At 59.7% G+C, this 25,350-nt stretch carries 19 protein-coding genes; 10 read left to right on the forward strand and 9 right to left on the reverse strand.

Annotated features, from left to right (window positions below; all coding sequences use genetic code 11):
- The first annotated feature begins 548 nt into the window (after nucleotides 1-548).
- The 3 genes from KF719_RS04060 to KF719_RS04070 all read left to right on the forward strand — a co-directional run bounded on the left by KF719_RS04060 (nucleotide 549) and on the right by KF719_RS04070 (nucleotide 4,618).
- The gene (locus KF719_RS04060) at nucleotides 549-2,387 is read left to right on the forward strand and encodes a HipA domain-containing protein (protein ID WP_293507292.1); all 1,839 of its coding nucleotides are present in this window, start codon (nucleotides 549-551) and stop codon (nucleotides 2,385-2,387) included.
- A gap of 1,496 nt (nucleotides 2,388-3,883) precedes the next feature.
- Complete coding sequence (locus KF719_RS04065; RefSeq protein ID WP_293507294.1) at nucleotides 3,884-4,231, forward strand: hypothetical protein; 348 nt, start codon at nucleotides 3,884-3,886, stop codon at nucleotides 4,229-4,231.
- A gap of 231 nt (nucleotides 4,232-4,462) precedes the next feature.
- Nucleotides 4,463-4,618, forward strand: coding sequence for a hypothetical protein (locus tag KF719_RS04070; protein WP_293507295.1), 156 nt, complete (start codon nucleotides 4,463-4,465; stop codon nucleotides 4,616-4,618).
- A 291-nt stretch (nucleotides 4,619-4,909) separates the two neighbouring features.
- Here the strand turns inward: KF719_RS04070 and qatD are convergent, their stop codons facing one another.
- The 4 genes from qatD to qatA are packed head-to-tail and all read right to left on the reverse strand — an operon-like array spanning nucleotide 4,910 to nucleotide 9,856.
- Entirely contained in the window at nucleotides 4,910-5,659 is a 750-nt protein-coding gene (gene qatD, locus KF719_RS04075) for a Qat anti-phage system TatD family nuclease QatD (RefSeq protein ID WP_293507297.1), read from the reverse strand.
- A gap of 8 nt (nucleotides 5,660-5,667) precedes the next feature.
- Nucleotides 5,668-7,017, reverse strand: a complete 1,350-nt coding sequence (gene qatC, locus KF719_RS04080) for a Qat anti-phage system QueC-like protein QatC (protein ID WP_293507299.1) — start codon at nucleotides 7,015-7,017, stop codon at nucleotides 5,668-5,670.
- The gene (gene qatB, locus KF719_RS04085; RefSeq protein ID WP_293507301.1) at nucleotides 7,014-7,898 is read right to left on the reverse strand and encodes a Qat anti-phage system associated protein QatB; all 885 of its coding nucleotides are present in this window, start codon (nucleotides 7,896-7,898) and stop codon (nucleotides 7,014-7,016) included. Before qatB ends, qatC begins: the two co-directional genes overlap by 4 nt.
- Complete coding sequence (qatA, locus tag KF719_RS04090) at nucleotides 7,898-9,856, reverse strand: Qat anti-phage system ATPase QatA (RefSeq protein WP_293510575.1); 1,959 nt, start codon at nucleotides 9,854-9,856, stop codon at nucleotides 7,898-7,900. Before qatA ends, qatB begins: the two co-directional genes overlap by 1 nt.
- A gap of 347 nt (nucleotides 9,857-10,203) precedes the next feature.
- On the opposite strand from qatA, the gene KF719_RS04095 reads away from it, so the two are divergent.
- Nucleotides 10,204-10,455 carry a hypothetical protein gene (locus KF719_RS04095; protein WP_293507303.1) on the forward strand — a complete coding sequence of 84 codons (252 nt, stop codon included), beginning with the start codon at nucleotides 10,204-10,206 and terminating at the stop codon, nucleotides 10,453-10,455.
- 115 nt (nucleotides 10,456-10,570) lie between these two features.
- On the opposite strand, the gene KF719_RS04100 is transcribed toward KF719_RS04095, so the two are convergent.
- On the reverse strand, nucleotides 10,571-11,731 hold the full coding sequence (locus tag KF719_RS04100; protein WP_293507305.1) for a Shedu immune nuclease family protein: 1,161 nt from the start codon (nucleotides 11,729-11,731) through the stop codon (nucleotides 10,571-10,573).
- 388 nt (nucleotides 11,732-12,119) lie between these two features.
- Between KF719_RS04100 and KF719_RS04105 the strand changes: the two genes are divergently transcribed.
- The 6 genes from KF719_RS04105 to KF719_RS04130 all read left to right on the forward strand — a co-directional run bounded on the left by KF719_RS04105 (nucleotide 12,120) and on the right by KF719_RS04130 (nucleotide 19,262).
- Nucleotides 12,120-12,911, forward strand: coding sequence for a helix-turn-helix transcriptional regulator (locus KF719_RS04105; RefSeq protein ID WP_293507307.1), 792 nt, complete (start codon nucleotides 12,120-12,122; stop codon nucleotides 12,909-12,911).
- 72 nt (nucleotides 12,912-12,983) lie between these two features.
- A complete protein-coding gene (locus tag KF719_RS04110) occupies nucleotides 12,984-13,205 on the forward strand; it encodes a hypothetical protein (RefSeq protein WP_293507309.1) in 222 nt (73 codons plus the stop codon).
- A complete protein-coding gene (locus tag KF719_RS04115) occupies nucleotides 13,198-15,684 on the forward strand; it encodes an AAA family ATPase (RefSeq protein ID WP_293507311.1) in 2,487 nt (828 codons plus the stop codon). Before KF719_RS04110 ends, KF719_RS04115 begins: the two co-directional genes overlap by 8 nt.
- 177 nt (nucleotides 15,685-15,861) lie before the next feature.
- Entirely contained in the window at nucleotides 15,862-17,247 is a 1,386-nt protein-coding gene (locus KF719_RS04120) for an IS1182 family transposase (RefSeq protein ID WP_293507313.1), read from the forward strand.
- Nucleotides 17,248-17,581: 334 nt separating this feature from the next.
- Complete coding sequence (locus tag KF719_RS04125; RefSeq protein ID WP_293507314.1) at nucleotides 17,582-18,328, forward strand: AraC family transcriptional regulator; 747 nt, start codon at nucleotides 17,582-17,584, stop codon at nucleotides 18,326-18,328.
- 85 nt (nucleotides 18,329-18,413) lie between these two features.
- A complete protein-coding gene (locus KF719_RS04130) occupies nucleotides 18,414-19,262 on the forward strand; it encodes a sterol desaturase family protein (protein ID WP_293507316.1) in 849 nt (282 codons plus the stop codon).
- 185 nt (nucleotides 19,263-19,447) lie between these two features.
- On the opposite strand, the gene KF719_RS04135 is transcribed toward KF719_RS04130, so the two are convergent.
- The 4 genes from KF719_RS04135 to KF719_RS04150 form a co-directional block, all read right to left on the reverse strand.
- Nucleotides 19,448-22,594, reverse strand: coding sequence for a CusA/CzcA family heavy metal efflux RND transporter (locus KF719_RS04135; RefSeq protein WP_293507318.1), 3,147 nt, complete (start codon nucleotides 22,592-22,594; stop codon nucleotides 19,448-19,450).
- Entirely contained in the window at nucleotides 22,591-24,147 is a 1,557-nt protein-coding gene (locus tag KF719_RS04140) for an efflux RND transporter periplasmic adaptor subunit (RefSeq protein WP_293507319.1), read from the reverse strand. The genes KF719_RS04135 and KF719_RS04140 overlap by 4 nt, the downstream gene beginning before the upstream one ends.
- A 61-nt stretch (nucleotides 24,148-24,208) precedes the next feature.
- Complete coding sequence (locus tag KF719_RS04145) at nucleotides 24,209-24,613, reverse strand: hypothetical protein (protein WP_293507321.1); 405 nt, start codon at nucleotides 24,611-24,613, stop codon at nucleotides 24,209-24,211.
- Between the two features lie 280 nt (nucleotides 24,614-24,893).
- On the reverse strand, nucleotides 24,894-25,349 hold the full coding sequence (locus KF719_RS04150) for a hypothetical protein (RefSeq protein ID WP_293507323.1): 456 nt from the start codon (nucleotides 25,347-25,349) through the stop codon (nucleotides 24,894-24,896).
- Nucleotide 25,350: the final 1 nt, after the last annotated feature.

The following is a 25,350-nucleotide window of genomic DNA, read 5'->3' on the forward strand; positions in this document are numbered from 1 at the left end:
CCACAGGCTGACGCAGCGTCTCAGTCGATATCCTTGTGGACAAGTTTTACTCGAACCATTTTAAAAGCTCAGTCCGTCAAAGCAAAAACAGAAGAGCAACGGAAAGCTGAATCGAGTACATTTCCCAACAAAAGATTGTGATTTCCTCAAATCTAGACGTCAAATTGGGAATTAAGTTGCCGTTCCCCATTTTCGTTCTTCGATTTGGCTACCCAGCGACCAAGGCTTATCCCGTTGTCCCATCTAATCAAGATGTTGAATCAACCGGTCGAGACGGCTGGAGCAGATCGGTTCAGTGGTTCCCGTGTCCATGCGAAGGCGCTCGATGCGCTATCCGAACGCATCCCCATCGCCGTCTTGCGCCGCAGAGACATGCGTGGGCGGGAACGCTTCTAAGCAAGTATGGCGGACAATAGCTCTGCTACGTCTCGTTGGACCGCATCTTGTCTAACTTTCCCGTACTTAAAGTACGAGAGGGTTATAATTCATCTTGACCGAAGGTGTCATAAATACTAACTTTCTCGTACTTTAAGTACGGAAAAGTTAGCATGGCACTCCACCTCGTCGGCGAAACTCTGGACAAAACCCGCAGCCACTACATGGCCGAGACGGGTAAACTCGTCCAGCTTATGCGGGGTATCTACGTCGACGCTGGCGACGATATCGATGCCGTCGTGCTCAGGCACGCCGTCCGCATCGCTAAATATCTTTACCCTCAAGCCTACCTGTCCGGTGCCAGCGCCGCCTTGCTCGGGCCGACCCGCGATGGGCGGCTATTTCTGAGCGCGCGGCGCAAGCAACGCACGCGCATCCGCGCGCTGGAGATCATCCAGAACGAAGCGCCCAAACAACCGTCCGTCGGTGACGCCGTCGTCGATGATGGCATGGGCGAATTCCATGTCCGTGTCTCGTCGATCCGTCAGCGCTTCCTTGAAGCCTTCCGCCTGCGCAGTGAACACGCTGCGTCGATCGACGAAGAGATGCGGGCGACGATCGCCGCCCGCCTGATCGAGGAATACGGCAGTCCGCAGGCGGCGACGGACGCGCTTTGGACGCTTGCCCGTGAGAGCGGATGGTATCGTGAGGGTGAGGCAGCCGAGCGCTATCTCCGGCATAAGCCAAGCGCGACGCCGACAAAGAATGAGGCGGCACTCGACCTCATTGTCGCCTGGCATGGTGTATCAATAGGTCATTTACTCCATGACGGTTTCGAATGGCGCTGGCAGCCGTCTGGCGGAGAGGGTCCTCCGCTCATCCGGCAGACCACGCCCGGCAAGCTGCCGCCTTTTATTGTCTCCCTGCTCCCGGAGGGCTGGCTCGAAAATGTCCTCAAGGACAAGGACGAGCGCACGCTGCTGCGGTCGGGCAAGCGCTACATGTCGAATATCACAATCGTTGAACGCGAAGCCGAACTGGCAGCGTTGCCGCTGGACGTTCTGCTAACCCGCCTTGATCAACATTCCAGCAACGGCGCGTTCACCGGCGGCTATGCCGGACCGGGCCGCAGCGAAATCGAGGCGAACTTCGAGGCTAACCTCGCGCTGATTTATCAGCGCGCCGATACACCGCGCCTTTCTGGCGTTCAGATAAAGGCGCCGATGTATCTCGATCCCGAAGGTGTCCTTACGCCAAGTATGGGCAAGCCTTTTACACATATCCTGAAGCCAGCGGGGACCAGCGGTTACGATGCCCTGCCGCTTGTCGAATGGACCGCCATGGCGCTTGGCCGGGCCGCAGGATTCGAAACTTACGCTACAGCGCTCGTCGAAATGCCGGATGGCATGCCCCCGGCCTTGATAGTGGAACGCTTCGACATTCGCGAGAGGCCGGAGGACACAAGGATACTGGCTCTCGAGGACCTCTGTTCCGTTCTCGAACTGCCTACCGTAGCCAAGTACAGCAGCTCCATGGAACGGGTCGCGCGTGCGGTTCGCCCATTATCGACGGCGCCTGACAATGACCTTCTCATTATCGTTAAGCGCGCGCTGTTCGCGTGGCTGATCGCCGATGGCGACATGCACCTCAAGAACATGGCGTTGCTCAAAATCGCCGAGTCTGGAGAGAAGCAGTTTCGGAGTGTGCGGATGGCGCCGCTGTACGACGCGGTGACGACGCGAGTCTTTCCTAATCTCAAGCATGATCGCATGGCGCTCAAGCTCAACGGCAAGGACGATAATCTACGTCGTGCCGATTTCCGCGCACTTGCAACGACCGCTGGGCTGCGGGCGAGGGATGCCGATGCTGCAATGGACGATGTGTTGCAGCGGATGCTCGGTGCCGTCGACGATCTCAGCTTGCCGGCGGCCATCCGACTCACCGACGATATGCGAAAGATAGTCGCGAGCGTACTCGACATTTGTCGAGCACGAATCCTGTCGTTTACATAAGTCGCACGCCTCAGTCAAAAAACTACCGCCTCGATACCATGCCGGGAATCGACATACGGGGCGCGAGCGCCTTCAGTGAGATCAAGAAATCGGATTGGTCCGAGATCAAAAGATCGGTGAAGACCGAAGTGTCACGCTCCTTTGTCTGGACTGGCCCACCGCACCGGGTGCTTTGCCTGTGCTCGTCGCGGTGCGCTGCCATGACCGATGTCTACCCCCGGCGCAAACGAACCGATTAGACCAGCGTCGCTTGGCGAAGAATCCGGCACATGCCGCTTCATCCGGAAATGCTTCTGGAAGGCTATAAGTGAACGCGGCTTGCGCATCGAAGCGGCTCCGTCGGAGCCGCCAGATGACCCCAAAAAGCCCGGCCGAGTCCCTCTACCTATTGTGGGTGGTTGGGACAACGGGATAAGCCTTCAGCGACCAAATCGAAGAACGTATGACCTCTATCGCGCGAAATCTATCTGGCGACACACCGGTGGTGATCCCATCGCCAAGCGCATGTTTATGTGAATCGTGCTGATTAATTTCATAGGTCTATACTCCCACGGTACAAACTCCTAAAATTTACTACAACTTACAGACATGTGCGGTTAGAAGAATTGCGAGGGCACAACAGATGGGTGAGAGACACAGCACGATCACAGACAAGCATGATCGAGAAGCGCTTCGGCCTGTGACAGTCAGACTTGAATACGAAACTGCCAGCTTACTTGACGGCATTGCCTCCGACCTTCGCTGGTCAACTTCTCAATTGATCAGCCAGCTTGTCGAGAGGTCAAAACCCATGCTCGCACAATACAAGAAAGCAAATGACATAGGCGGCCTCATTTCCCATCTTTTGAAAGACATGGATAGCGCGAACAACTCCGACTAAGCAGAGCAACGCAATATCGTCGTTAGAGGCTCATCTTGTTGCTCCATCCAACCAGGATGTTGAATCAGCCAGATTGTAAAGCTTGGGTGGGTGATTCAGGCACTGAAGATCCGGCAATGATGGCACTGCCGCGAGTTATCTGAACGACCGATGCCGAAAGCACACACCTTCCTTTGGAAGGCCTAAGTCTTTGATATTATTGAATTTGTCCCACAAACGGTCAAAATCCGGGATTTGCGGGACAAATCGTTTGATATCAATTACTTGGCAAAAACTCGCCATCTACGCACTCGGTGGCCCTCACCTCCGGTTCCGGAGACCGTCTAACAGGTTTAACATTCGACGTTGACCGATTGGACAACAAGAGGGACACGGCAGACATCATCCGCGTTGCGGAAATAGTGGCGCAATTTCACGCTATCCCCTTCGCTTCCGCTTGGCCAACGTGAGGATGTTTCTGAGACTCACTCAGCATGATGCATGTTGAGCGTTTGCACTTTGCAGTGAAGCAACATGAACACACGTAGTGTCCCGGAAGCCCATGAGATCGAAATGGTTTGCAGTTCAATCGTGCCTATCCTTTTTTCGTCGCCACATACCAAATCTGGGGCTGAGCATGCCTAAAGAATTAAAGAGCAAGATTGTGGAAGCCCACGCCACTGTCCGGTTGCAGGAAGACAAGGTTGCCGAACTGATGCGCGTGGCCGCCACCTACTTTCTTGAGGCGGAAAAAGCGGAACGTGAACTAGAGAGGCTGCGTAGCGCACTTAACACCCGCGACCTACTCGCCAATCCCGCCGCGCTTTTAGCTGCCGCGAACGAAATTGATTGCGGCCGCAATTGCGAAAGAGGTTGGAACGGAATCAATACCAATGCTTCTGGCTGTCGCAAGAGCGAGTACGGCGATTATTGTGCCAACGATGTTGCCGAAACACTGCGGGCCATTGCGGCGATTACACAATGACGAACGCACCAGATACAGTGGTCACGGGTGCCAGCCGGGCAAGCATGGCTACATCGGTCCACGTCTATCCTTGATAGAAGCGAGAACCTATGCTCCTTGTCCTACGCTATATTTCAGATTCTTTGACTACTACCCTACAAGACACTCCGCTCTCTGCTCCGCTGTATCCGCGGTAATTAGCGGCGAGCGGGTAGTCGCAATTGACGACCGGGAATGCCTGCGGATGAATTGATGGCGTTGGTGACGACAGGGGCAGGTTTTGCGGTCCTGACAGCGGGCTGTCTGTTGATGCAGCGCGTGGACCTTCTGGGGCGGATTGTCACCATTGCCGGCGCAACGCTGATGCTCATCGGAATGCTGTGGCAGAGCATCGCTATGCTGCTCTAGACAATCGTCCAAATCATGTTGCCCCCAATGCCAGCGTACGGATATCTCTGCCAGCAACCGCTCGTAGCTCCGTGGGTCGTTCGCACCCAATCTCCGGTTGCGAAACGAGTATGATTTCCCCGACGCTCCACCACGAGTAAAAATTCATCTTCAAACGGACGGGCCGAGACGAATAGACCGCTTCGCGCCAGAAGCGGACATCACCCCGCGTACCAAACTCCATCCTCTCTGATCGTGACAGTCGTGTGCGGATGTGCAGCGGAGATAGGCCAGCAGTCCGAGGGAATGTGTCTACGCTTGCTCTAACAAGCTTTTCAGATTTCGCATGATAGCGACGGACATATCTGCTGGCGGCATTGCGTGTAGACGCGCGAGGGCTTCCACCGCGATCCAGACATCACTCGGTCTGGTGGGCCGGGCACCGGTCTGTGTAAATGGACCGTCTGTTTCCGTCAAAACGCGGTCCAACGGTAGTGTCTTGGTAATCGCGGCGCGCTTCTCGTTGATGAGCATCTCCGCGTTCACTGAAAAATGGCAGCCAAGATCGACCGCTCTCTTGGCTTCTGCTGCGGTGCCGGTGAACCAGTGAAGTACCACGCGACCGCGTGTAGGCGGCATGTATTGCTCGATCATATCGAGCACGGCCTTGGTCGCTCGGACGCTATGCGTCGTGACGATCTTGTTCCCCGCTGCGGCGCAGAGTGTCAGCACGCGAGCGAAAATCTCCTTTTGCGTATCGAGCGACCTGTAGAACCGCGGACCGGCGTCCAGCCCGACCTCGCCCACATAGCGGGTTCGCGGCAGCAATTCCTCCCATAGCCCGATCTCATGAGCGCGTTCTGCAACCAGTTGAGGATGCAGGCCAAGAGCCGCCCGAACATGGCGGGTGGCAGACGCCAGTTCGTGGTTCCGCGGCCAAGCCTTGGGCGTGGTGGTTACGGCGAGGGTGAACACGCCATCGCGCTCGCAACGCTCCACCGCGGCTGCGTGGTCGGGGTAGAGATCGAGGTGGCAATGAAAATCGACGAGACCCGATCGCATGGGGCCTCTTATGACGGTGCGGCGCGAACGCCGGTCAGCAAGCCTCCCACCTCCTCCAACCCGCGCCGGTAGACATCGGCTAGGGCATCGTGCCGAGAGGGATCATCGTAGAGCGGCCCTGGCTTGTGGATGAGAGCCTTGGCGAGTTCGGGGCGTTTCGACAAGCGTGCAATGGCGATCTGGAAGGATCTAACTTGCTGACCTTCGGCCTGCCTAGTGTCCAATGTCGCAGCCTTGAGGTCGGGCACGCTATAAACTGTCGAATCCTGCCCTTGTAACGAGGCGCGACGAATGAGACAGGGCAAGCAATAACCGCAGTGTCCCTGCGGCTTCTTCGTCCAGCGCCCCTTCGTTGGTGACGAACATGATAGCGACAGCGGGGCAAGCTGCTTCAACAGCGCAGGATTGGCGCATTGGGCGACCATCTCCCCCTTGGTCTTGTCCCAATAGGGATTCTCAACCTCCCCTCCGACACCGAGCGCACGGAGCAAATCGTTCCACCGGGCCATGTAGAAAGGATGCGTCGTCCGGGTACTGAGTGCGCCGAGCCGGAGTCGATCAAGCGGTACGTTGAGCGCGATCAGACCGTTCTCGGGCACTTTCAGCACGAAATCGCGACCTAGCGCGGTACCGGCGGCGATACCGAGCGAGAAGAACAAGAATGATCGGCCTCGCGTAGTGTCCTCCGATCCGACACCCTCGACCAGTCCGGTATCGAAAGTCATCCATACCCTTAGCCGATCGAAAGCGGACGTCTTGTAAGCGGCTTTCAAACCTTCGAAGCACCGCTCCTGCGACTTGCTCACCAGTCCTTCGCCCGCGTGGCTGACCAGGAGCGGTGTCTCGCCGGCGCTCAAGCTGTCAATCGCGCCGATCAGACTGTCCAAGCCACCGGAGAACAGGCTCACGCCATCGAACGGGGCGGGAATAAGGTCGGGCGCAGCAGAAGGAATCAGCTTCGCATAGCCCTTGGCCCGTTTGCGGAATCCGACATCCCATCTGTCGCCGGTCAGGAAGTTCAAAGCGCGGACCAAGATGGGCGCGGCGGCCGTCCATCGCGCCGGATCGCTCACGGGGACGACCAAGCGAAGCTCGCGCGTCCAGGCATCCTGCGATTCAGTCGAGCGGGAGAGGCGGGTGTCTGCAGCATGAACGTGAGCAGCGACGACGAGAAAGTCCGCGCCTATCTCGCTCGGGGTCAGATGTAACGCCTTGAGATCGGCCAAGGCGCGGCCGATCCCGTGATCGAGACGGTTGTTCGCTACCAATTGCAAGGTCGATGCGATCTCGTCGCGCGCTTTGGGCACACGAGTCTTATCATCCGGGCCGAAACGGCCAATGATAACATGGCGTCTCATTTCGCTGCCTCTTTATCACCCATCGTCTCCAATACCTCGAAGGCGGACTGATAGACGCCAGTCACGAAGCCCATCACTGCGTCAGGAGTCAACGACTGGATATTGACACCCGCAGCGTTGATAGCATCACTAACACCGCGCTGGATGAAGTCACGGAGTTGTGCCTGAACCCTCTCGGCCGTGCGCGGATCGGCGGGTAAGATCACGACCTTGGTACCGATGTCGTTGCAGATGCGAGCCTCGATCGCGTGTGTCGCATATAGTTCGAAGACGGTCTGGATCTGGCCCGGTGTCAGCGCGTCGATGTCGGTAATACCGGCGTCGGCGAGGTCGGCGATTGTCTCGACAAAGGCGTCTCGGGCGATCCCCTCGTCGATTGACCCGCCTTCGGGGCAGATGTAGTCGGCGAGCCCCGCGAACACTTCCTCGATCGGTCGCCCCGCGAGGCTTTCGAGGTTGAGCGTTCGCAGCGCTTCGCGAACGCCATTGGCGCTCGCGTCGTTGAGGAATCGGACGAGCCCGGCGCCCGCTCCCCGCGAAGAGCCCATGCGCTGTGCGGCTTGGCGCGAGCCGCCTGCCGATTTGGACACATATTGCGAGACAGCGCGGCCGAGGCTTCTGCGATCGCTACCGCCCGAGCTTACGAAGCGCGTGAAATTAGTTCGGGCCGATGTGAACCGATCCGACGCGCCTGCAGGCACGGTTGGCCGGGGTGCCGGTGCGGGAGGGGGTGCTGAAGGCGATCCGTCGGGTAATGAAGGTTGTGCCCCGTCACCATCACCCGCGCCGTTGTCGGCACCACCATCGCCGTCCCCTTGCAACCAGCTTGGAATGAGCGGTGTGCCGCCGCCCGCACCGCCATATGCGCTCGACGTGCCCATTAGCGTGCTCCCTTCCGCGTACGACGCGCAACGCCAGCCGTCGTCTTCAAGACGGAAGACCCGGATGTGGACCATCCTTGGAGCAGCTTATCGAATCGAGCCATGGCGTCGGAATCCTTGATAACGCCCTCCCAACCGGACGCCGGCCATGGCCCACACCGATCGGCTGGCAAGGCCTCAAGCAAATCCAGGAGATTAGCTTGCAGTGTCGGATGCGCGCGAACCAGCACTGCCAGCCCGTCCATTCCAGGGGGCGCGGTGTCGAAGGCGTCTCCACCCATGACGCGTCCTCTCAGTTCCTCGAAAACCTGGGCGGCCTCAGCTGGAACGAGTTGCCTGAGTTCGCCATCGAAAGCCTGAACGAGGAGTTTCGGCCCGAGCAATTTGTCTACCACAGCGGCGAGACGCCCCAGGACCGACGCCGCACCAAAATAATCCTTCCGATCCTTGGTAACGAACAGATATGGGCGCAGATCGACATTGGCCAGAGCCGGCGACAGCCGCGCCCATGCCCGTATCGCGTCGGCCGCCTTCCATTCAGTCAGGATGGCGCTGTCCTTGGAGTCCGGCACAGCGGTAGCCTTCGCATCGTCGGTGGACCTGATCTTCGGTCCGGTCCGTCTCGTTTTTGGGGTCGGCTTCTCTTCCGAAGCGACCGCTTCAAGAGCTGCCAGATCTTCGCAGCGACCGTCTGGATTGCGGGCGGCCGCGCTGGCGATCTGGTCGAACAATCTGGAGAGGAAGCGTTCGGCCAGCATGAGCTTGGCCAGGACGGGTAGCTTGACCTCATCTCCGAAACCGCGAGCAAGCGCAGTCTGGTGGCGCAGCAGCAGGGTGTTCAGGAAGCGCTTGATCTGTCGCGGATTGCCCTGAGTCCCGCTGGCCAGGATCGGACCGATCTGATCGCTCAAGGTGAGCGCGTTCTGGACCTGACCGGCTTTGTCGCCCAAGGCGGTCTTGACCGTCTGCGCATCGAGTCCGACCGTTTGCCAAGGGCGTTTGAGTAACTCACGAGCTACAGTAATAAGCGCCGAGTAAGCGGGATCGTCCTCGCCCAGCTCGGCGCCGACAAGCAACAGGGTGACGTAGATGCGGGTTTCTGTCTCGCCCAAAGCCGGGATGCGGAACGGAATCTGAATCAGCTTTTCGAGATAGTTGCGCGCATAGTCGCGGGGGCCGGTCGTGTCCGGCAGTTCCGGAAAATGCTTGCGCACCGAATATTCGATCATTGCCTCGTCGGCGGCGACGATGAAAGCGGTCCGCGCGGTGAACACGAATAGGCGGACGGCTTCAAGCGTCTCAATCGCCGTGTCCGGCAGGCAGCGATCGAGATCGTCGATGAGGACGATCAGTTGTTTTACGCCCGCTTGCTCGAGCAGATCGTCAAAAGCCTTCCGGAACGCCTCGATTTCTTCCGGCACATTTTTCGACTCCCCGGGCCTCAACAGTCCCTGCACACCGTCGATGGCCTTGTCGTAATTCTCCTTCGTGGCGAGTTTCGAGGGATCAGCGTAGATACCCTTCAAGGTGCCGACCACCGCGCCAACCTGATCGGCTGTGGGGATGCCGGTGAACGCGGTAAAAGCGAGACCGCCCCCGTGCCGCGCGATCTTGAGCCAGTCGATCCGCCGGAAGATGTCCTTCACGGCCATGCCAGCTTGGGTGAGCATCGGACGCTTTCCGACAAGCCCGGTGACGATGCCTTCGATCAACGCGATCTTGGCGTCTTCAAATCCTTGAAAACGCCACCCGTTGAATTTGATGCAGAGCACATCCTCATCAGAACTGAGACCGCTCTCGATCATTTCCAAGATGCTAGATTTTCCCGCACCCCAGTCACCATGAACCCCGATCGTCACGGCACGTTCGGGCTTTTCGCGCAACAGCTCGATGATGGTCTTGGCGATCGCCTCATTGTTGAGAAGATCGACCTTTGTTTCGTTGTCAGTGAGAATCATGTCGCCCACCGCTCCTCCCCACAACGCCCAGTCGCTGCAGAGTGAGGCCCCGCACAACACTGCCGGAATAATCGAAGGTTCGCCATATATGAATTGACAGCCGTCCATCCATCGGACCGAACCCGTCAGTGAAAGGCGTAGTTTGATCGCCGAACGAGCCCGCAGTCCGACCGTGCGCCATGAGCAGGCTTCAGCCGACCTCGACACTCTCTAGTCAATGACACCATTCGAACCGGCAATCTGCGGGGCGGTCCAGATAAGACGGGGCAATCGCCCAATTTTGCGGCGAGACCATTACAATTCACTGCACTATACTTGGAAAAGAAGGCACGGCGGAGGAATTGAGCATGGATCGCGACGAGATCGAAGGTATGGCCAACGCAATACAGAAACGACAGTCGGATATCCAAGCATCCGACACGCTGGAGAATGAGGCGCGGCTGGTGGCGCTCATGAGGTCCAAGGGCGCAATTGTGAAGCGTGGCAGGCAAAAAGGACCGCAGCGTTACACGGTCATCATGCCCAATGGGCGTGTTGGGCCTGTGACACTCTTCGAGATAGAAAGTATTTGGAGGAAGATTTCTGGCGAAAAGGCATAATGCTAAATTTGTATGCTCGCTTTAGTCAGAAGAGACCATTTGTCCGGGTTCGTCATTTGTACAGCCGCTTCTGACCCAAAACGGCCCTTCGCTGCGCCGCACCGCGACAAATCACTTAATCCTTAGTAATGAACCTCGCACGATCCAACAATTCGTCAAAAGTCAGGATTTCCAAGGCTCGGGTGTCGCGTCGAAAAAGCTCGAAAGTATCGCGCTTGACTGTTGCATCACGTAAATTATCCGGCTGGTCAAACTCCGCCCGATTTCCAATCACAAGGATCGTTTTGGTGTCGCGCGTTCTGGCCTCCAAGCGGCGCGTGCCCGACTTGTCGAAGTGGTCACCAGACTGGGCTGTGCTCAACCACTCCGCCTTTTGTTCAAGAACCTGTGAGACCGCATCCACGAAGTCTGAACTGAATCGCCACGTACCGGCGCGACCAGGCCTCCGAGATTGGAATATGGGTGTGTCCGGTCGCTTGATTTCGACAAGCACCGTGTAATCGGTAAAGGTCATTAGGTAATCCACAATCGGCTTGTTGCGGTTGTCCGTACCGGCTGCACCAACGACCATCTCCCGATTGAAGAGCCGCATTACTCGATAATCAAGCCCGTAACCGAAGACCCAGCTCTGCATCTCGAAAAAATCTTGCCAAGCCGCTTCGGCCCATTCGCCTTTTCCGATCTGGGCTTCGAACTCCTCTAGTGCCTGCCTGCGGCCCAAGAGCAGGTTAATCTCTTTTGGAGTTAGGTCTGCGTGGAGCGAGCGGAAAAGATGCTCGCGCTCGGCGCCGTCAAGTTTCTTGATCCTGTTGATTAGGGCCCTATCCGCGGCGTCAGTGATGATCTTAGGCCCGGCTGCAACGGAAATGTCTTCCACTTGAAACCGGTCTTCGTTCGAGAGGTCGATAAACTTTATTCGATTAAGAAATTCGAGGAGTTTCTCAAACTCGTCAGGTCGAAAAGTGAAGGCGTCTTTTTCATATCCTTGGTACCAATCGCCGGCGCGAGACTTGAATGTTTGCAGCGTCACCCGCTTGATCGCTGCGTCGTCTTGGCTGATAAGCGCCGTGACCTGCGTCTTGCGCTGGTCGCCAGAAAGCCGCAAGCAAAGTGCTCCCTCGACTTCGCCTAGAACCGCCCGCTCAGTGCCTTCGAATACGGTGTGGGCGAGACGCCGACGCTGCGGATTGATAGCTCCATGAGTAAACACTTTGCTGAGGTAGGTCTTGCCTTCCTTGCGGAGCTCAAAGAATTTTCTTTCTTCGTCGTCGCTCATGGGTTGCTTCCGGCGTCACCATTGCAATCGGCCTCCAAATGACCGTGCCATAGTATGCCATACATCTACTGGTCGATAACTGTCGACCAATGAACCAGAAGGTCTGCAACCCAATCCCGGGGCGACCTCGCTCACTTTTCAAGAGGTTGGCGCGCATGCGCCGACCCCGGGTTTCTTACTGAGAAATCGTGGCCCGGTAGACACAAGACTCGGCCCTTCGGGGCATGATGGCGTGGACGTGCACGCAGGTTTCCCCGGTACCCGGACTATTCCAAGAGGCCTAACCCATTCCTAGCCTAATTGCCGCTTTTGCCGCTTCTTCCACGGCTAGACCGCCTTAACGAACGGGTACTTCGTGGTAGAATTACACCTGAAAGGACGAATCCTAATGAAAGAGCAGATTCGCATTCGAGGAACCGCGGTTGCCCTGCTTCGGAAGAAGCACAGCCGGTTTTCCCGCCAGAAGATTTTGGCGCATGAGGTGGCGATCTCGGAGCGGACGCTGCGAAAAATTGAGAAAGGAAATAACCTCTGGGACAAGGACTTGGCAATACGCATCGCCATCACCTTGGGCCGCACCCTAGATGACATCGTGTTCTCCGCTGTCGGTCCCAAACTGATCCCCACGCCGCCTCTGATCCCACTGACGGCGCCAACCATCAGCCGACTGTGCGGTAAGCAGCTGTACCCTCGCTTCGACAAAGACAGTGCGACGTTGGTTGGCTCAGCAGATGCTCTTTTCGAGTCCGCACGCCGCGCGGAAGTGGTCAAGGTCGAAGTTCATATTGAACTGGACGCTGAACTGACGGGACATGCGGACGAATTGATCGCGTTGTCGCGCGAAGTGAGCCGTGAGACCCACCCCTGCTTCATGGAGCAGGAAGACCCACGAACAGCTGAGGTTCGGCAACGGATGCGGTGGCTGCTGGTCCAGCTCAAGGGCAATGATGTTCTGGCCTATGTGTGCGAACATACTAAGTATCTGCCAGAATCCGATGAGGTAGCGCCACGGGGGAAATGCCGCGACTTCCAATCGCAGGTCATCATCGCATTCGCGCCGCCCCAAGAGTGGAGCGAAACCTCCGTAGAGGTCGATGTCGACCATGGCCAGCCTTACATCATTGATTGGGATACCCCAATCCATCTCGAACAGTCCAACCCAGCCCAGCCAACAGGTTGAGCTAGGCAACCTTTTTTGTTCGATTTCGGAACTGAGTATTTCTGCGACAGCGTCGCGACGGTAGGATGCAATATGGCCGACACGGATGAACAGCCCCAGACTCCAGACGCCTTTTTGAAAGGAGTGGCAGCGGCATTACAGGCCGACGAGGGCATCGATCTAGACCTAGCAAAGATTTTGTCGACCGAGATACTGATCGCCAAGGCGCCAGCTGACGCCGTTAGTCGTGCGAAAGCCGCCATAGTCGCGCTGGCAACGAAACGGGCGGCACCGCCGGAGTCCGTCGATGGCTGAGGCAACGTTCTCCATTCGCCGCCTGGAACTACGAGCCTTCCGAGCGTATCTTGCCCCCGCTCAGTTCGACTTTGGCGAGAAGAAGTGCCTCGCCATCTTGGGGCCGAACCGGCACGGCAAAACCAGCATGATTGACGGGCTGGAATTCTTGTTTTCGGACGACGGCACCTTGGAACGCTTGGGAAGCCGTACCGCTCAGACCAAGGCTGGGCCGATAGCCCTAGCGCACAACGGCGCCGAGGCGGCCAAAGTGAAGCCGGAGGTGTTGATCGAACTGCTTCAGGTCGGAAAGACCACTAAGGCCGCACGCGCGGCCTCCGGAAGCAAGCGGCCCCGCCCGGCCGAGATCACCGCCTTGAAGACAGCGTTGGTGGTCGACCCGATCATCCGGGGCTATAACCTGCGCTTCTTCGTGGAACAACAGACACCGGAGGACCGCTACACGTCGGTGGCGGCGTGGCTAAAACTCAGCCCCTTGGTGGAAGTCCAGAAGAATCTGCGAGCGCTTCGCACCACGGTGAAATCGGAAGCCGAAGACACGAAGTCGGTCGAGCGGTTGAACGCGGCGTTGAAGAAGGCAACCGACAGCGCCGTGTCGGCATGGAATGAAGCGGCGGTCGTTGTTTACATCAACACCATGCAGCTCGCACCGCTGGATAAAACGCTGACCATGGAAGCCATTGTTGCAGACGATGCAGGCTACAATGCTTTGGTCGAGAGAGTCGCCGCTGAGGAAAAGCAGCTTGGTTTGTCCGCGCTCAAGCAGATCAAGAGCGCGGCGGAAAAGCTGTACCAGGCGGACGATGAAGCTGCGGGTGCGGCGCTGACGGGGCTGATACCGGACTTTGAAACCGCCACGACGAAAGCGGCCGAGGCCGGAATAAGGGAACAGGAAGAGCGTGGCATCGCCAAAGATGTGATCTTCAAGTCCGCCTGGGAGGCCGCCAAACCGCTATTCGAAAGCGACAAGCCACCTGAAACCTGTCCAATCTGCGAAACGCCCATTGCAAAGAGCGCGGCTGGAAGCCCGTCGATCATCCAACAGCATATCAGCGCCCATCTCGCGGACCTCACCGCCTATGCGAGCGCGAACAGTGCCTTGGAAAAGGCAAAAAGCGCTCTCGGGAAAATCAAAGATCGCATGGAGGCGTCGCTAGAGATGCTAATCGAACTGTGTGCGGAAACGCACCCGATAACCATGCAGACGCTTAAGGATTATCGGGGAGCGGTCAATATTTGGACGGAGGGCGCGACGCCAGATTCGGCCCCTGCACGAGCGCAATTATTGGAGATGCAGGTTGAGCTGAAAACAACAATCGACGAAATCGAGGCACGACAAGGCGACCATACCTTCGCAAAGGCCAAGGCAAAAGTTGACGCGTTGATTGAGCTTGCCGCGGAGTTTCGCCAGGCCGCCCGTGTCACCGACGAGCTGGGCACGCTCTCCGCGGACCTGACGGCACAGGCGGCCCAGGTCTCAGCGGCGATCCGGGCGAAGGTGCAAGCCCTTCTCGACCTTCTGCAAAAGCCGATGAACGAGATTTTTGCCCTGATCCAGGGTGGCGACGCCCCACCCGTGCGATTAGAACTGCCGAAAGAGGACGAAACAAATCAGCATCGGTTGGCGCTGCTTGTAGATTTTGCCAAGAACCGGCTCGGCGTGCAGCCGAGTGGCTATTTCAGCGACAGCCAAATTCATTCCGTCGCGCTGGCGCTGAGGTTAGCCGCGATCCTGGCATTCAACTCGAGGGCGCCAATCGTCATCCTGGACGATATCGTCACGTCTTATGACGTGGATCACCGCCGGTCGATTGTGCAAATGCTCGCCCAGAAATTCGCCAAGCATCAGGTCGTAATCACAACTCATGACGAGCGCTTCTTTCACTACTTGAAGGACATACTGGTCGACAAGGATTGGAAGTACCGGAGGATCACAGGGCTTGACCCATCGTTCGGGCCGCGTTTCTCCGATCATAAGGTGACGGACGAGATGATTGAGGCGCGATGGGCCAACGGCGATTCCGCGGCTAACGAAATGCGGCAATCGGAAGAAGAATTCCTGCTAACGCTGGCGCGTGACTTCGGCGTCAATGTTCGCATACGGCCGCTGGAGCGGCCGTACAACTACGACCGCAGCGAATTAGCTTCTTCCATCGCAGCCTTTCTGAAATCAAGGGACCTCACACCGCCGCTGGTTCCCGGCGTCAACAACCGGTTTCTCAACTCGCTGCAGAAGGGCGCGGTAGAAAACTTCGGCAGTCATTTCTCGGACGACCCGGGGGCGTACAGCTCAATCGGCGATGAGAAGGCGCGTTGGGCCGAGCTCGGGCAGTTTCGGTCTTATTTTGTCTGCCCGAAGTGCGGGGGGACACGATTTCAGCGTCCGATTCAGGTGTCGAAGCCGCTCTGCGCTGCGGAAAAATGCGAAGCACAGTTCGCATTTCCAGAAACCGAAGCTTCGACCGCAGCAACCGCTTGATGATTGGTCACCCAGTCGAGATCGCTGTCCGATACTTCGTCAAGAAGGGCGCTGCCGTCAGCTTCTTCAAGGCGACATTCAATGACCGCTTCTGGCGGATTGTGTTGATTTAATCGACGGTTGAACGGGCTTCTGGAGCGTGATTCCATCGTGCTGTGCTGATCGGAGGGCAGAACGATGATGGGAACACAGGTGGCGCCGGCGCAGCTGTTTTACGATTTCTGTCTCGACGATCATGTTCCTGACGATCACCTGTTGCGACGTATCGACCGGTTCCTCGATCTCGAGACGGTTCGCACGGAGCTGAAGCCCTTCTACAGCGGCATCGGGCGGCCCTCGATCGATCCGGAGCTGATGATGCGGATGCTGATCGTGGGCTACAGCCTCGGCATTCGGTCCGAACGGCACCTGTGCGAGGAGGTCCATCTCAACCTGGCCTATCGGTGGTTTTGCCGTCTGGGGCTCGACGGCAAGGTGCCCGACCATTCGACCTTCTCGCGCAATCGACACGGCCGCTTCCGGCAGAGCGATATCCTGCGGCATCTGTTCGAGACGGTGGTGGAACGCTGCCTGCGCGAGGGGCTGGTCGGTGGCGAAGGCTTTGCGGTCGATGCGAGCCTGATCGCGGCGGATGCCAACAAGCAGCGCTCTGTTCCCGGTGACGAGTGGCACCCCGATGAACTTGGCCCGGATGCAGGACAGGCTGTCCGTGCGTATCTGGCCACACTGGACGATGCGGCCTTCGGCGCCGCCAGCGCGGTGAAGCCGAAGTTCGTCTCGCCCTCGGATCCGGCCGCTCAGTGGACCGGTGCTCACAAGGGGCATGCCTTCTTCGCCTATGCCACCAACTATCTGATCGATACCGAGAATGCGATCATCCTCGACGTCGAGGCCAGCCGCGCCATCCGGCAGGCCGAGGTGGGCGCGTCGAGAACGATGATCGACAGGACTGACAAGCGCTTCGGCCTCAAGCCTCGGCATCTGGCGGCCGACAGCGCCTATGGATCGGCGGCGAACCTCGCCTGGCTGGTCAAGGAGCGGCAGATCGAGCCGCATATCCCCGTCTTCGACAAATCGAACCGGACCGACGGCACCTTCTCGCGCTCCGACTTCGTCTTCGATGCTGAGCGGGATCACTACACCTGCCCGGGCGGCAAGCTGCTGGTGCAGTTCAGGCGAACCTACAAGACGCCGCGTTCGGGCATCACCAAGGACGGAACGCGGCTATACCGGTCGAGCAAGTCCGATTGCCAGAACTGCGCCTTCAAGATGAAGTGCTGTCCGAACACGCCACAGCGCAAGGTGCCGCGGGACATCGACGAAGACGCGCGCGATGTGGCTCGGGCTCTGGCGAACACGCCGGCCTATGAGCGTTCGCGGCATCGGCGCAAGAAGGTCGAGATGCTCTTCGCCCACCTCAAGCGCATCCTCAGGCTCGGCCGCCTGCGCCTGCGTGGACCGAAGGGTGCCAGGGATGAGTTCCTCCTCGCCGCCACCGCACAAAACCTGAGGAAGCTGGCGAAGCTTCGAGCAATGCCGAGCCACGGCCACGCGGCGGCATGAAACAGCGTCTACCGGGTAACGGCCCGCCGTCATAAAGGCTATCGGGCATCAGGCCGCCCCGGACAACGGGCCCGAAATCATCGGCCCACGGACAAGCTGTCGATCACGCAACGACTAAATCAACAATATCGGCGCATAGGAGACAGCCATTCTCGATCGCCGTATCTTTAACGAAGGCTTGGTGACTGTCTTCACTGAAGCGGTTTCCGAAGGCACCTTCCGAACATGCCCATCAACACCGGCTCATGAAAACAATGCCTCTTAAAGAATCCGATGGCGTCTCGAAAACAGTCCTCATAAATTGGTCGTCGACCAAGACGGCAGCGGGAGATACATGTTGACGCGGACAGAACGCTGGTCGGGATCACTTACCATTGGGGACGGATGGGCAAGCCTTGAGGGCGTCACCGGCGGAAATGCGCTGCATGCACACCTCGCGCATCAGATGACGGCGGCAATCGACTGTTCCCTCGAAGTCGAATGCGCTGGCAAGGTACACCTGGTTCCGTCCGGCCTGTATGCCATCATCCCTTCCGGCCTCGCGCACTCGATCGGCCCCTCCGGAACACGTATCCGCAGTTTCTATTTCGACCTGGCAAGATTTGAAGTTGCAACAAAGGTAAGCACACGAAGCTTTGAAATTGCTGATCCGCACCTATCGGCCGCGCTAGACGTGTATGATGACACCGGTGTCTTTCCCGGCGAAATTCTCAGCCAATCCATACCTGATCGTCGACGGAATTTGCCGGGCCACGCTCTAGTGGAACTACTAGAGTCTGCCGCACCCGCGGTCACGCCACGGTGGGTAGCACAGTCCCTCGGCGTGTCTTCAAGCCGCCTGCGTCAAATATCACACTCTACCTTTGGGGTTCCGATCTCACACGTATTGCAATGGCGTCAATTGCAGTGCGCAGCCCGCGCACTATCAGAATCGGCAAGTCTGGCTGATGCTGCAGACGCCGGTGGATTTTCCGACCAGGCGCATTTCACCCGCCGTATGCGCCGCTGGTTCGGCGTTGCTCCGGGCGCTGGCTTGTCAGGCCTCGATATCCGGGTCTCTTCATCTGCATTCGGCTGCTGAATCGTTCAAGACGGCGTCGATGCGCGGGGTTACCGATCCATTCGCGAGGCTGTCTGCCCTCACGCGCCGGATGATTGGAGGACCGATGAACGCGCTTAAATGGATTACTCGCTGGACCTACGCACCTCTGATCCTGGTGGGCTTCAACGCCGCCGCGATGATGATCATCATATCGGATGCCCCGAAGTGGACGCTCGGTTGGTTGTTGGCCGCAGCGATCGGCGTTTCGTTTCTGATTGAAGGTTTCATTCCATATCAAAAAGACTGGAACCGTCCGCAGGGTGACAGGTCTAGAGACCTCATGCACTTCCTGGTCAATGAAGCGTCCATCGCCGGATCCGTAATGCTGATACCGGTTGCTGCTGTCTTGATGCCATTTCCCCGGCTATGGCCCGATGCCTTGCCGCTCTGGGCGCAACTCATCCTAGCCATCCTTGTGGCCGATGCCGGCATCACGCTTGCCCATTGGGCGAGCCACCGGAACAATATCCTCTGGCGCTTTCACGCCGTCCACCACAGCGTCCGTCGGATGTACGGGTTCAACGGTTTGATGAAACATCCGCTCCATCAGGCGGTCGAACTCACGGCCGGGACCGCCCCACTTGTCCTCGCGGGTATGCCGCTGGAGGTGGCCCTTCTGCTCGCTTTCGCGGTGGCAGTGCAGCTGCTCCTTCAACATTCGAACGCCGATATGCGGATTGGGCCCCTGCGCTATGTCCTGGCTCTTGCGCCCGTGCACCGCTTTCATCATCTGAAGTCAGCCGAAGAGGGCGACGTGAATTTCGGTCTTTTCACAACGCTCTGGGATCGGTTACTTGGAACGGCCGCGTTTGACCCGGATAAAAGGTTCACTTCCGCCGATCTCGGCATTGGCGATATGCCAGACTATCCGCGCACGTATCTGCGCCAGCTGATCCAACCGTTTCGCCAATAGACCCACGCCATACTCGTCGCGCCGCTACAGTTTGCAACTCGCCAATATCGAACGGCGCCAAACTTTCCAAGTGCCCGCGGCTCTTTTTTCTGCCGTCGTTCAAATTAGACGGCTGACAGTACGCTGTTCCTCACAAGCTTGTGTTTTGGATTATATGAAAAGCGTAAGCCAGCCGTAGCAGGCTCTTACATGATCGCTTGGGCACTCATTTGCGATCCGGACATTGACAATCTCATGCCATGGACGATCGCGTAGATCGCCGGGATCACGACGAGGGTGAGGATGGTGGAGGACACCATGCCGCCGATCATCGGCACGGCGATGCGCTGCATCACCTCGGCGCCGGTGCCGGTGGCCCAGAGGATCGGCAGGAGACCCGCGATGATGGTGATGACGGTCATCATTTTCGGCCGCACGCGCCCGACGGCGCCCTCCATGATGGCGCCATTGAGGTCGGCGCGGGTGAAGGCGCGGCCCTCGGCTGCGGCCAGCGCCTTCGCGTCGCGAAGCGCGTGGTCGAGATAGAGCAGCATCACGACGCCGGTTTCGGCCGCGACGCCCGCCAGCGCGATGAAGCCGACGGCGGCCGCGACGCTCATGTTGAAATCGAGCGCCGCCATCAGCCAGAGCCCGCCGACCAGCGCGAAGGGCAGCGACAGCATCACGATGAAGGTTTCAGTGAGGCCTTTGAAGTTGAGATAGAGGAGCAGGAATATCACCAGCAGCGTCACCGGGATGACGACGGAAAGGCGCTGCTGCGCGCGGGCCAGATATTCGAACTGGCCGCTCCAGGCGACCGTGTAGCCGGCCGGCAGCGCGACTTCGCCGGCGACCACGCGCCGCGCCTCGCCGACATAGCCGCCGAGATCGCGGTCGCGGATGTCGACAAAGACATAGACGACCGGCTGGCCGCTCTCGGTGCGTATCATGGTGGGGCCGCGCGCCCGCGCGATGTCGGCGATCTCGCCGAGCGGAACGGCAGCACCCGCCGGCGTCGTGACGAAAACCTCGCGCGCGATTGCCTCAGGGTCGGCGCGGGAGGCCTGCGGATAGCGCATCACCACGTCGTAGCGCTCGCGCCCCTCGACCGTGGTGGTGAGGGCTTTCGCGCCCAGCGCCATCGCAATCGTCTCCTGCACCGTCTCCATCGAGAGGCCGTGCCGGGCGATGCGGTCGCGATCGGGCTTGATGTCGAGGAAGTAACCGCCATTGACCCGCTCGGCATAGGCCGACGAGGTGCCGGGAACGGCGCGCAGGGTGGTTTCGATCTCGCGGGCGATCCGTTCGAGCTCGACCAGATCGGGCCCGAAGATCTTGACGCCGACCGGCGTGCGGATGCCGGTCGAGAGCATGTCGATGCGGGCCTTGATGGGCATGGTCCAGGCGTTGGAGACGCCCGGAAACTGCAGCGCGGCGTCCATTTCGGCAATCAGCTTGTCGAGGTTCATGCCCCGCCGCCACTCGCTTTCAGGCTTGAGGTTGATGATGGTCTCGAACATTTCAAGCGGCGCGGGGTCGGTCGCGGTGTCGGCGCGGCCCGCCTTGCCCCAGACCGAGGCGACCTCGGGAAAGGTGGCAATGATCCGGTTCTGCGTCTGCAGCAGTTCGGCCGCCTTCGTCACCGAAAGGCCCGGCAGCGTCGTCGGCATGTAGAAGAGCGTGCCCTCGTTGAGGTTCGGCATGAATTCCGAGCCGATGCGGCTGAGGGGCACCACCGTGACGGCGAGCACGAGGACAGCGGCGAGGATGGTGACGCCACGGGCACGCAGCACCAGCCCGATTACGGGCCGGTAGAGCCAGATCAGCGCCTTGTTGAGCGGGTTTTTGGCCTCCGGCACGATCCGGCCGCGAATAAAGATCGTCATCAACACCGGCACCAGCGTGATCGAAAGAAGGGCGGCGGCCGCCATCGCGAAGGTCTTGGTGGCGGCAAGCGGCTTGAAGAGGCGGCCTTCCTGCGCTTCGAGCGTGAAGATCGGCAGGAAGGAGACGGTGATGATCAGCAGGCTGAAAAAGAGCGCCGGGCCCACCTCCTGCGCGGCTTCGATGACGACGGCGCTGCGCGAGGCGCCGGGCGGCGCATGTTCGAGCCGCTTGTGGGCGTTTTCGATCATCACGATCGCCGCATCGACCATGGCGCCGATCGCGATCGCAATGCCGCCAAGGCTCATGATGTTGGAGGGGATGCCGAGCACATGGGTCGCGGCCAGCGCCATCAGAATGCCGACCGGCAGCGTGACGATGGCGACAAGCGCGCTGCGCGCATGCCAGAGAAAGAGGAAACAGACCAGCGCCACGACGATGCTTTCCTCGACAAGCGTGCGCACAAGCGTGTCGATGGCGCGGCCGATCAGCGCCGAGCGGTCATAGACCTCGACGATTTCGGTGTTGCCGGGCAGGCTCGGCGCAACGGCCGCAAGCTCGCGTTTGACGTTTTCGATGACGTCGAGCGCATTGGCGCCATGGCGCTGCACGGCGATGCCGGAAACCGCCTCGCCCTCGCCGCCCAGTTCGGCGACGCCGCGCCGCTCGTCCGGCGCGAGTTCGATGCGCGCCACGTCGCGCAGCAGTAGCGGCGTGCCGCCCTCGGCGCGGAGCACGATCTTCTCGATATCCTCGATGCCGGCGAGATAGCCGCGGCCGCGGATCATGAACTCGGTTTCGGCAAGCTCGATGGTACGGCCGCCGACATCCATGTTGCTGGCGCGCACCGCGCCGGCGATGTCGGCCAGCGTCAGGCCTGTGCTTTTCAGCAGCAGCGGGTCGACGATGATCGCATATTGCCGGACGAAGCCCCCGACCGTTGCGACCTCGGCAACGCCCTCGGCGCGCGAGACGGCGAAGCGGACCCGCCAGTCCTGCAGCGAGCGCAGTTCGGCAAGGTTCAGCTCCGAGGATTTCAGCGCATATTGATAGACCCAGCCGACGCCGGTCGCGTCCGGCCCGAGCGAGGGCGTCACACCCTCGGGCAGGCGGTCGGCGCCCGCGCTCAGATATTCGAGGACACGGCTTCGCGCCCAGTAGAGATCGGTGCCGTCCTCGAAGACGACATAGACGAAGGAAACGCCGAAGAAGGAAAAGCCGCGCACGACGCGGGAGCGCGGCACGTTGAGCATCGCTGTCGCGAGCGGAAAGGTCACCTGGTCCTCGACGACCTGCGGCGCCTGGCCAGGATAGTCGGTCACGATAATGACCTGCGTGTCCGACAGGTCCGGTATCGCATCGAGCGGAATGCGCGCGATCGAATAGACACCGGCGACGATCGCAAAGAGCGTGCCGATCAGCACCAGAACGCTGTTGCGCGCCGACCAGCCGATAATGCCCGCGATCATGGCGCCACCGGCTCGGCGGTGAAGGCCGAAAGCGCGGTCTGGAGATTGCTCTCGGCGTCGATCAGGAAGATGCCGGAGGTGACGATCTCCTCGCCGGCGGCCAGACCCTCCATGATCTCGACATCGGCGCCGGCGTGGGCGCCGAGGCGAACGTTGCGCGGTTCGAAAAGCCCGTCGCCGCGCGCGACGAAGACGATCTGGCGCGCGCCGTCGTCGATGACCGAGGCGGCCGGCACCGCGAGCGCCGGTTTATCGCCGACCGGTGCGCCGATATCGACGCGCACGAAATGGCCGAGCTTGAGGCGCCCGTCGGCGTTCGGCACGATGAGCCGGACCCGGCCCGAGCGGGTCGTCCTGTCGAGATCGGGATAGACGAAATCGACAATCGCTTCGCGCGTTTCGCCGGGCATGGCCGGCATCGACAATTGCGCGCGCTGGCCGGACCTGACGAGCGCGAGATCCTGTTCGGCGATTTCGGCCATCACCCAGAGCGCCGAGAGATCGGCGATCTTGAAGAGCGTGTCGCCGGCCGCAAAGCGCATGCCGTCGAGCGAGGGTTTTTCGATGACGGTGCCGCCGAGCGGCGCCTCGAAGGTCACCACCCGCGCCGGCGCGCGCGTGCGCGCCATTTCGGCAATGGTGGCGCTCGAAATGCCGAAGAGGCGGAGGTTCTGCGCGGCGCGCTCGACATCGCGGCCGCCGCGCGCGAGCGCCGAGAGATAGTCGGCCTGTTTGCGCAACAGCATGTCGCTTTCGATCCAGGCCGTCATCAGCGGCGCGCCGGCCGCCACCGTGCCGCCGGTGGTGCGGACATCGAGACGTTCGACAAATCCGTCGAAGCGCGCCGTCACCAGCGCGACGCGGGCTTCGTCCACTGTAACGATGCCAGCGCCGCGGATCATGCGGACGAGGTCACGGCGTTCGACCGCCACCGTCCTGACGCCGGCAAGCTGCGTCTTTTCCGGGCTGATACGGACGGTCCCCCCGGGGCCTGCCAACTCGTCCTCATAGACGGGTATGTAGTCCATCCCCATCGAATCCTTTTTCGGCACCGGCGATATGTCGGGCAGGCCCATCGGGTGGCGGTAGTAGCGTATCTTGCGCTCCCCTGCCGCTGGCGCGGCAGGGGTTGCATCGGCCCTTCTTTCGACGGCCGTGTAGATGACGATGCCCTTGACGGGCTCCGCCACACCGTCGATTTCCGCTTCGATCGTGAGCGCCCATCGACCGGCCATCACGATTTTCGTTTCGAAAGCGACGACATCCGGCGCGTCGGCCGCAACCGGCGTCAGCGGTGTGTCCATCATCGCCATGCCGTCGGGCCCCATATCGAGCCGCGTCGAGACGATGTTTATGTTTCCGGCCGGCACAGGCGTGCCGCTCGGGTCAAGCAGCCGGACCTCGATCCGAACGCGCGCGCCGACCGGTATTTCCTCCGAAACGGCCTCGAACTTGTAGGTCTGAGATTGGGCGCCGGCGATGCTCCATATGCCGGCCATCGCCACGACGGCGACAAGCACGGCAATCGCGGACGCTCTGGGCAAGCGAACCATAGGACTCTCCTGAAACTGGTGTGACAGTTGACGCGCAACGGGAATGCCGCGCGCCGTTGCGTCACACCGCTCTGGGAGGCCGTCGCAAGGGAGAGGGAGAAAGGTCGGCCCGGCCAATGTCCGGCGCGCGAACCGCTTCGATGGCGCGTTCGGCCAGGGCAAATCCGAACACCGCGGCGAGTTGAAGTGGCAGCTTGCCGCAGGCTGTCATGCAGAGCGCCGAGCTGTCGCAGGATTTCGTGTCAGCGTGGTCGCAATCGTCGCAGCAGGGCCCCGCCATATCGCCCACGCCATGCGCCATATGCGTCGTGGCGCCCTCATCGGCCATCGCGTAAGCCGAGGCCATCATATCGAGATCGGTCGCCGGCGCCGCCACCGTTGTCAGAAGAAACGCAACCACCAGCGCCGCCGCAAGCCAGTGGTGGCGGCGCTTTATGCTTCGGCAGCTGATGGACGTCCTCTTCATGAAAACAGGCTAACACAGACATCTTTACGGAGGGCTACACAAAAAAGTCACTGAAAACACCCCCTCCCAATCTCCGTCGGACGACGGGGGTTGGGAGGGGGGCGTTCCACCATATTTGCGTATCGAAGCCGACGATTCAAAGTCTACTTTTGGTTCGAAAGTAGATTCCAAGACATCGAATATAGCCAACCTACGATCTCATTGCCGCTCAGCTTGATGGCATTTTCGAAGCAACTGGTGTGCCGGAAGAAAACAAGTCGACTACATCGACGAAGAAACATCAGCGTTTCTTCATCGTATGCCCTAGCCACCAGAAGGCCAGGCCGGGCAGGACGATCCACTGCGCGACCGGGGAGAGGCCGGCGTCGAGGACGGGGATGACCGGCATCAGGTCGCGATAGGCCCATGAGGCGCGGATGACGATGTTGAGCCATTCGCTGAAGAGCGTGTAGACGAGGCCGATCGCGATGGTGGCGGCGGCGACGCGGCCGTAAGTTTGCGCCGGCCAGAAGCCGTTGCCGAAAAGGAGGAGCGCCGCCATGAGGGCTGCAAGCGCGATCAGGATGTCGCCGCCGGTGCAATGGAGCGCGGCGAAGACGATTTCGCGCGGTGTGCCGGTTTCCCAGAGCGTGTAGAGCGGCATATGCGCGAATTCCCAGGCAAGATTGCCGAGCGCCATCAGGGCGATGTAGCGCCGCAGGAAAGGGAGCCAGTCGTTTCGGCCGTTGTTCAACATC

Source organism: Parvibaculum sp. (genome assembly GCF_019635935.1).
In the GTDB taxonomy this organism is placed as follows: Bacteria; Pseudomonadota; Alphaproteobacteria; order Parvibaculales; family Parvibaculaceae; genus Parvibaculum.

Bases quoted from the DNA above. Each gene is read 5' to 3' on its own strand.
- KF719_RS04135 (WP_293507318.1), bottom strand. From the start codon at position 22,594: ATGATCGCGGGCATTATCGGCTGGTCGGCGCGCAACAGCGTTCTGGTG.
- KF719_RS04140 (WP_293507319.1), bottom strand. From the start codon at position 24,147: ATGGTTCGCTTGCCCAGAGCGTCCGCGATTGCCGTGCTTGTCGCCGTC.
- KF719_RS04150 (WP_293507323.1), bottom strand. From the start codon at position 25,349: ATGTTGAACAACGGCCGAAACGACTGGCTCCCTTTCCTGCGGCGCTAC.
- qatD (WP_293507297.1), bottom strand. From the start codon at position 5,659: ATGCGATCGGGTCTCGTCGATTTTCATTGCCACCTCGATCTCTACCCC.
- KF719_RS04060 (WP_293507292.1), top strand. From the start codon at position 549: ATGGCACTCCACCTCGTCGGCGAAACTCTGGACAAAACCCGCAGCCAC.
- qatC (WP_293507299.1), bottom strand. From the start codon at position 7,017: ATGAGACGCCATGTTATCATTGGCCGTTTCGGCCCGGATGATAAGACT.
- KF719_RS04130 (WP_293507316.1), top strand. From the start codon at position 18,414: ATGAACGCGCTTAAATGGATTACTCGCTGGACCTACGCACCTCTGATC.
- KF719_RS04065 (WP_293507294.1), top strand. From the start codon at position 3,884: ATGCCTAAAGAATTAAAGAGCAAGATTGTGGAAGCCCACGCCACTGTC.
- KF719_RS04100 (WP_293507305.1), bottom strand. From the start codon at position 11,731: ATGAGCGACGACGAAGAAAGAAAATTCTTTGAGCTCCGCAAGGAAGGC.
- KF719_RS04070 (WP_293507295.1), top strand. From the start codon at position 4,463: ATGGCGTTGGTGACGACAGGGGCAGGTTTTGCGGTCCTGACAGCGGGC.
- KF719_RS04125 (WP_293507314.1), top strand. From the start codon at position 17,582: ATGTTGACGCGGACAGAACGCTGGTCGGGATCACTTACCATTGGGGAC.
- KF719_RS04120 (WP_293507313.1), top strand. From the start codon at position 15,862: ATGATGGGAACACAGGTGGCGCCGGCGCAGCTGTTTTACGATTTCTGT.
- KF719_RS04105 (WP_293507307.1), top strand. From the start codon at position 12,120: ATGAAAGAGCAGATTCGCATTCGAGGAACCGCGGTTGCCCTGCTTCGG.
- qatA (WP_293510575.1), bottom strand. From the start codon at position 9,856: ATGATTCTCACTGACAACGAAACAAAGGTCGATCTTCTCAACAATGAG.
- qatB (WP_293507301.1), bottom strand. From the start codon at position 7,898: ATGGGCACGTCGAGCGCATATGGCGGTGCGGGCGGCGGCACACCGCTC.
- KF719_RS04145 (WP_293507321.1), bottom strand. From the start codon at position 24,613: ATGAAGAGGACGTCCATCAGCTGCCGAAGCATAAAGCGCCGCCACCAC.
- KF719_RS04110 (WP_293507309.1), top strand. From the start codon at position 12,984: ATGGCCGACACGGATGAACAGCCCCAGACTCCAGACGCCTTTTTGAAA.
- KF719_RS04095 (WP_293507303.1), top strand. From the start codon at position 10,204: ATGGATCGCGACGAGATCGAAGGTATGGCCAACGCAATACAGAAACGA.
- KF719_RS04115 (WP_293507311.1), top strand. From the start codon at position 13,198: ATGGCTGAGGCAACGTTCTCCATTCGCCGCCTGGAACTACGAGCCTTC.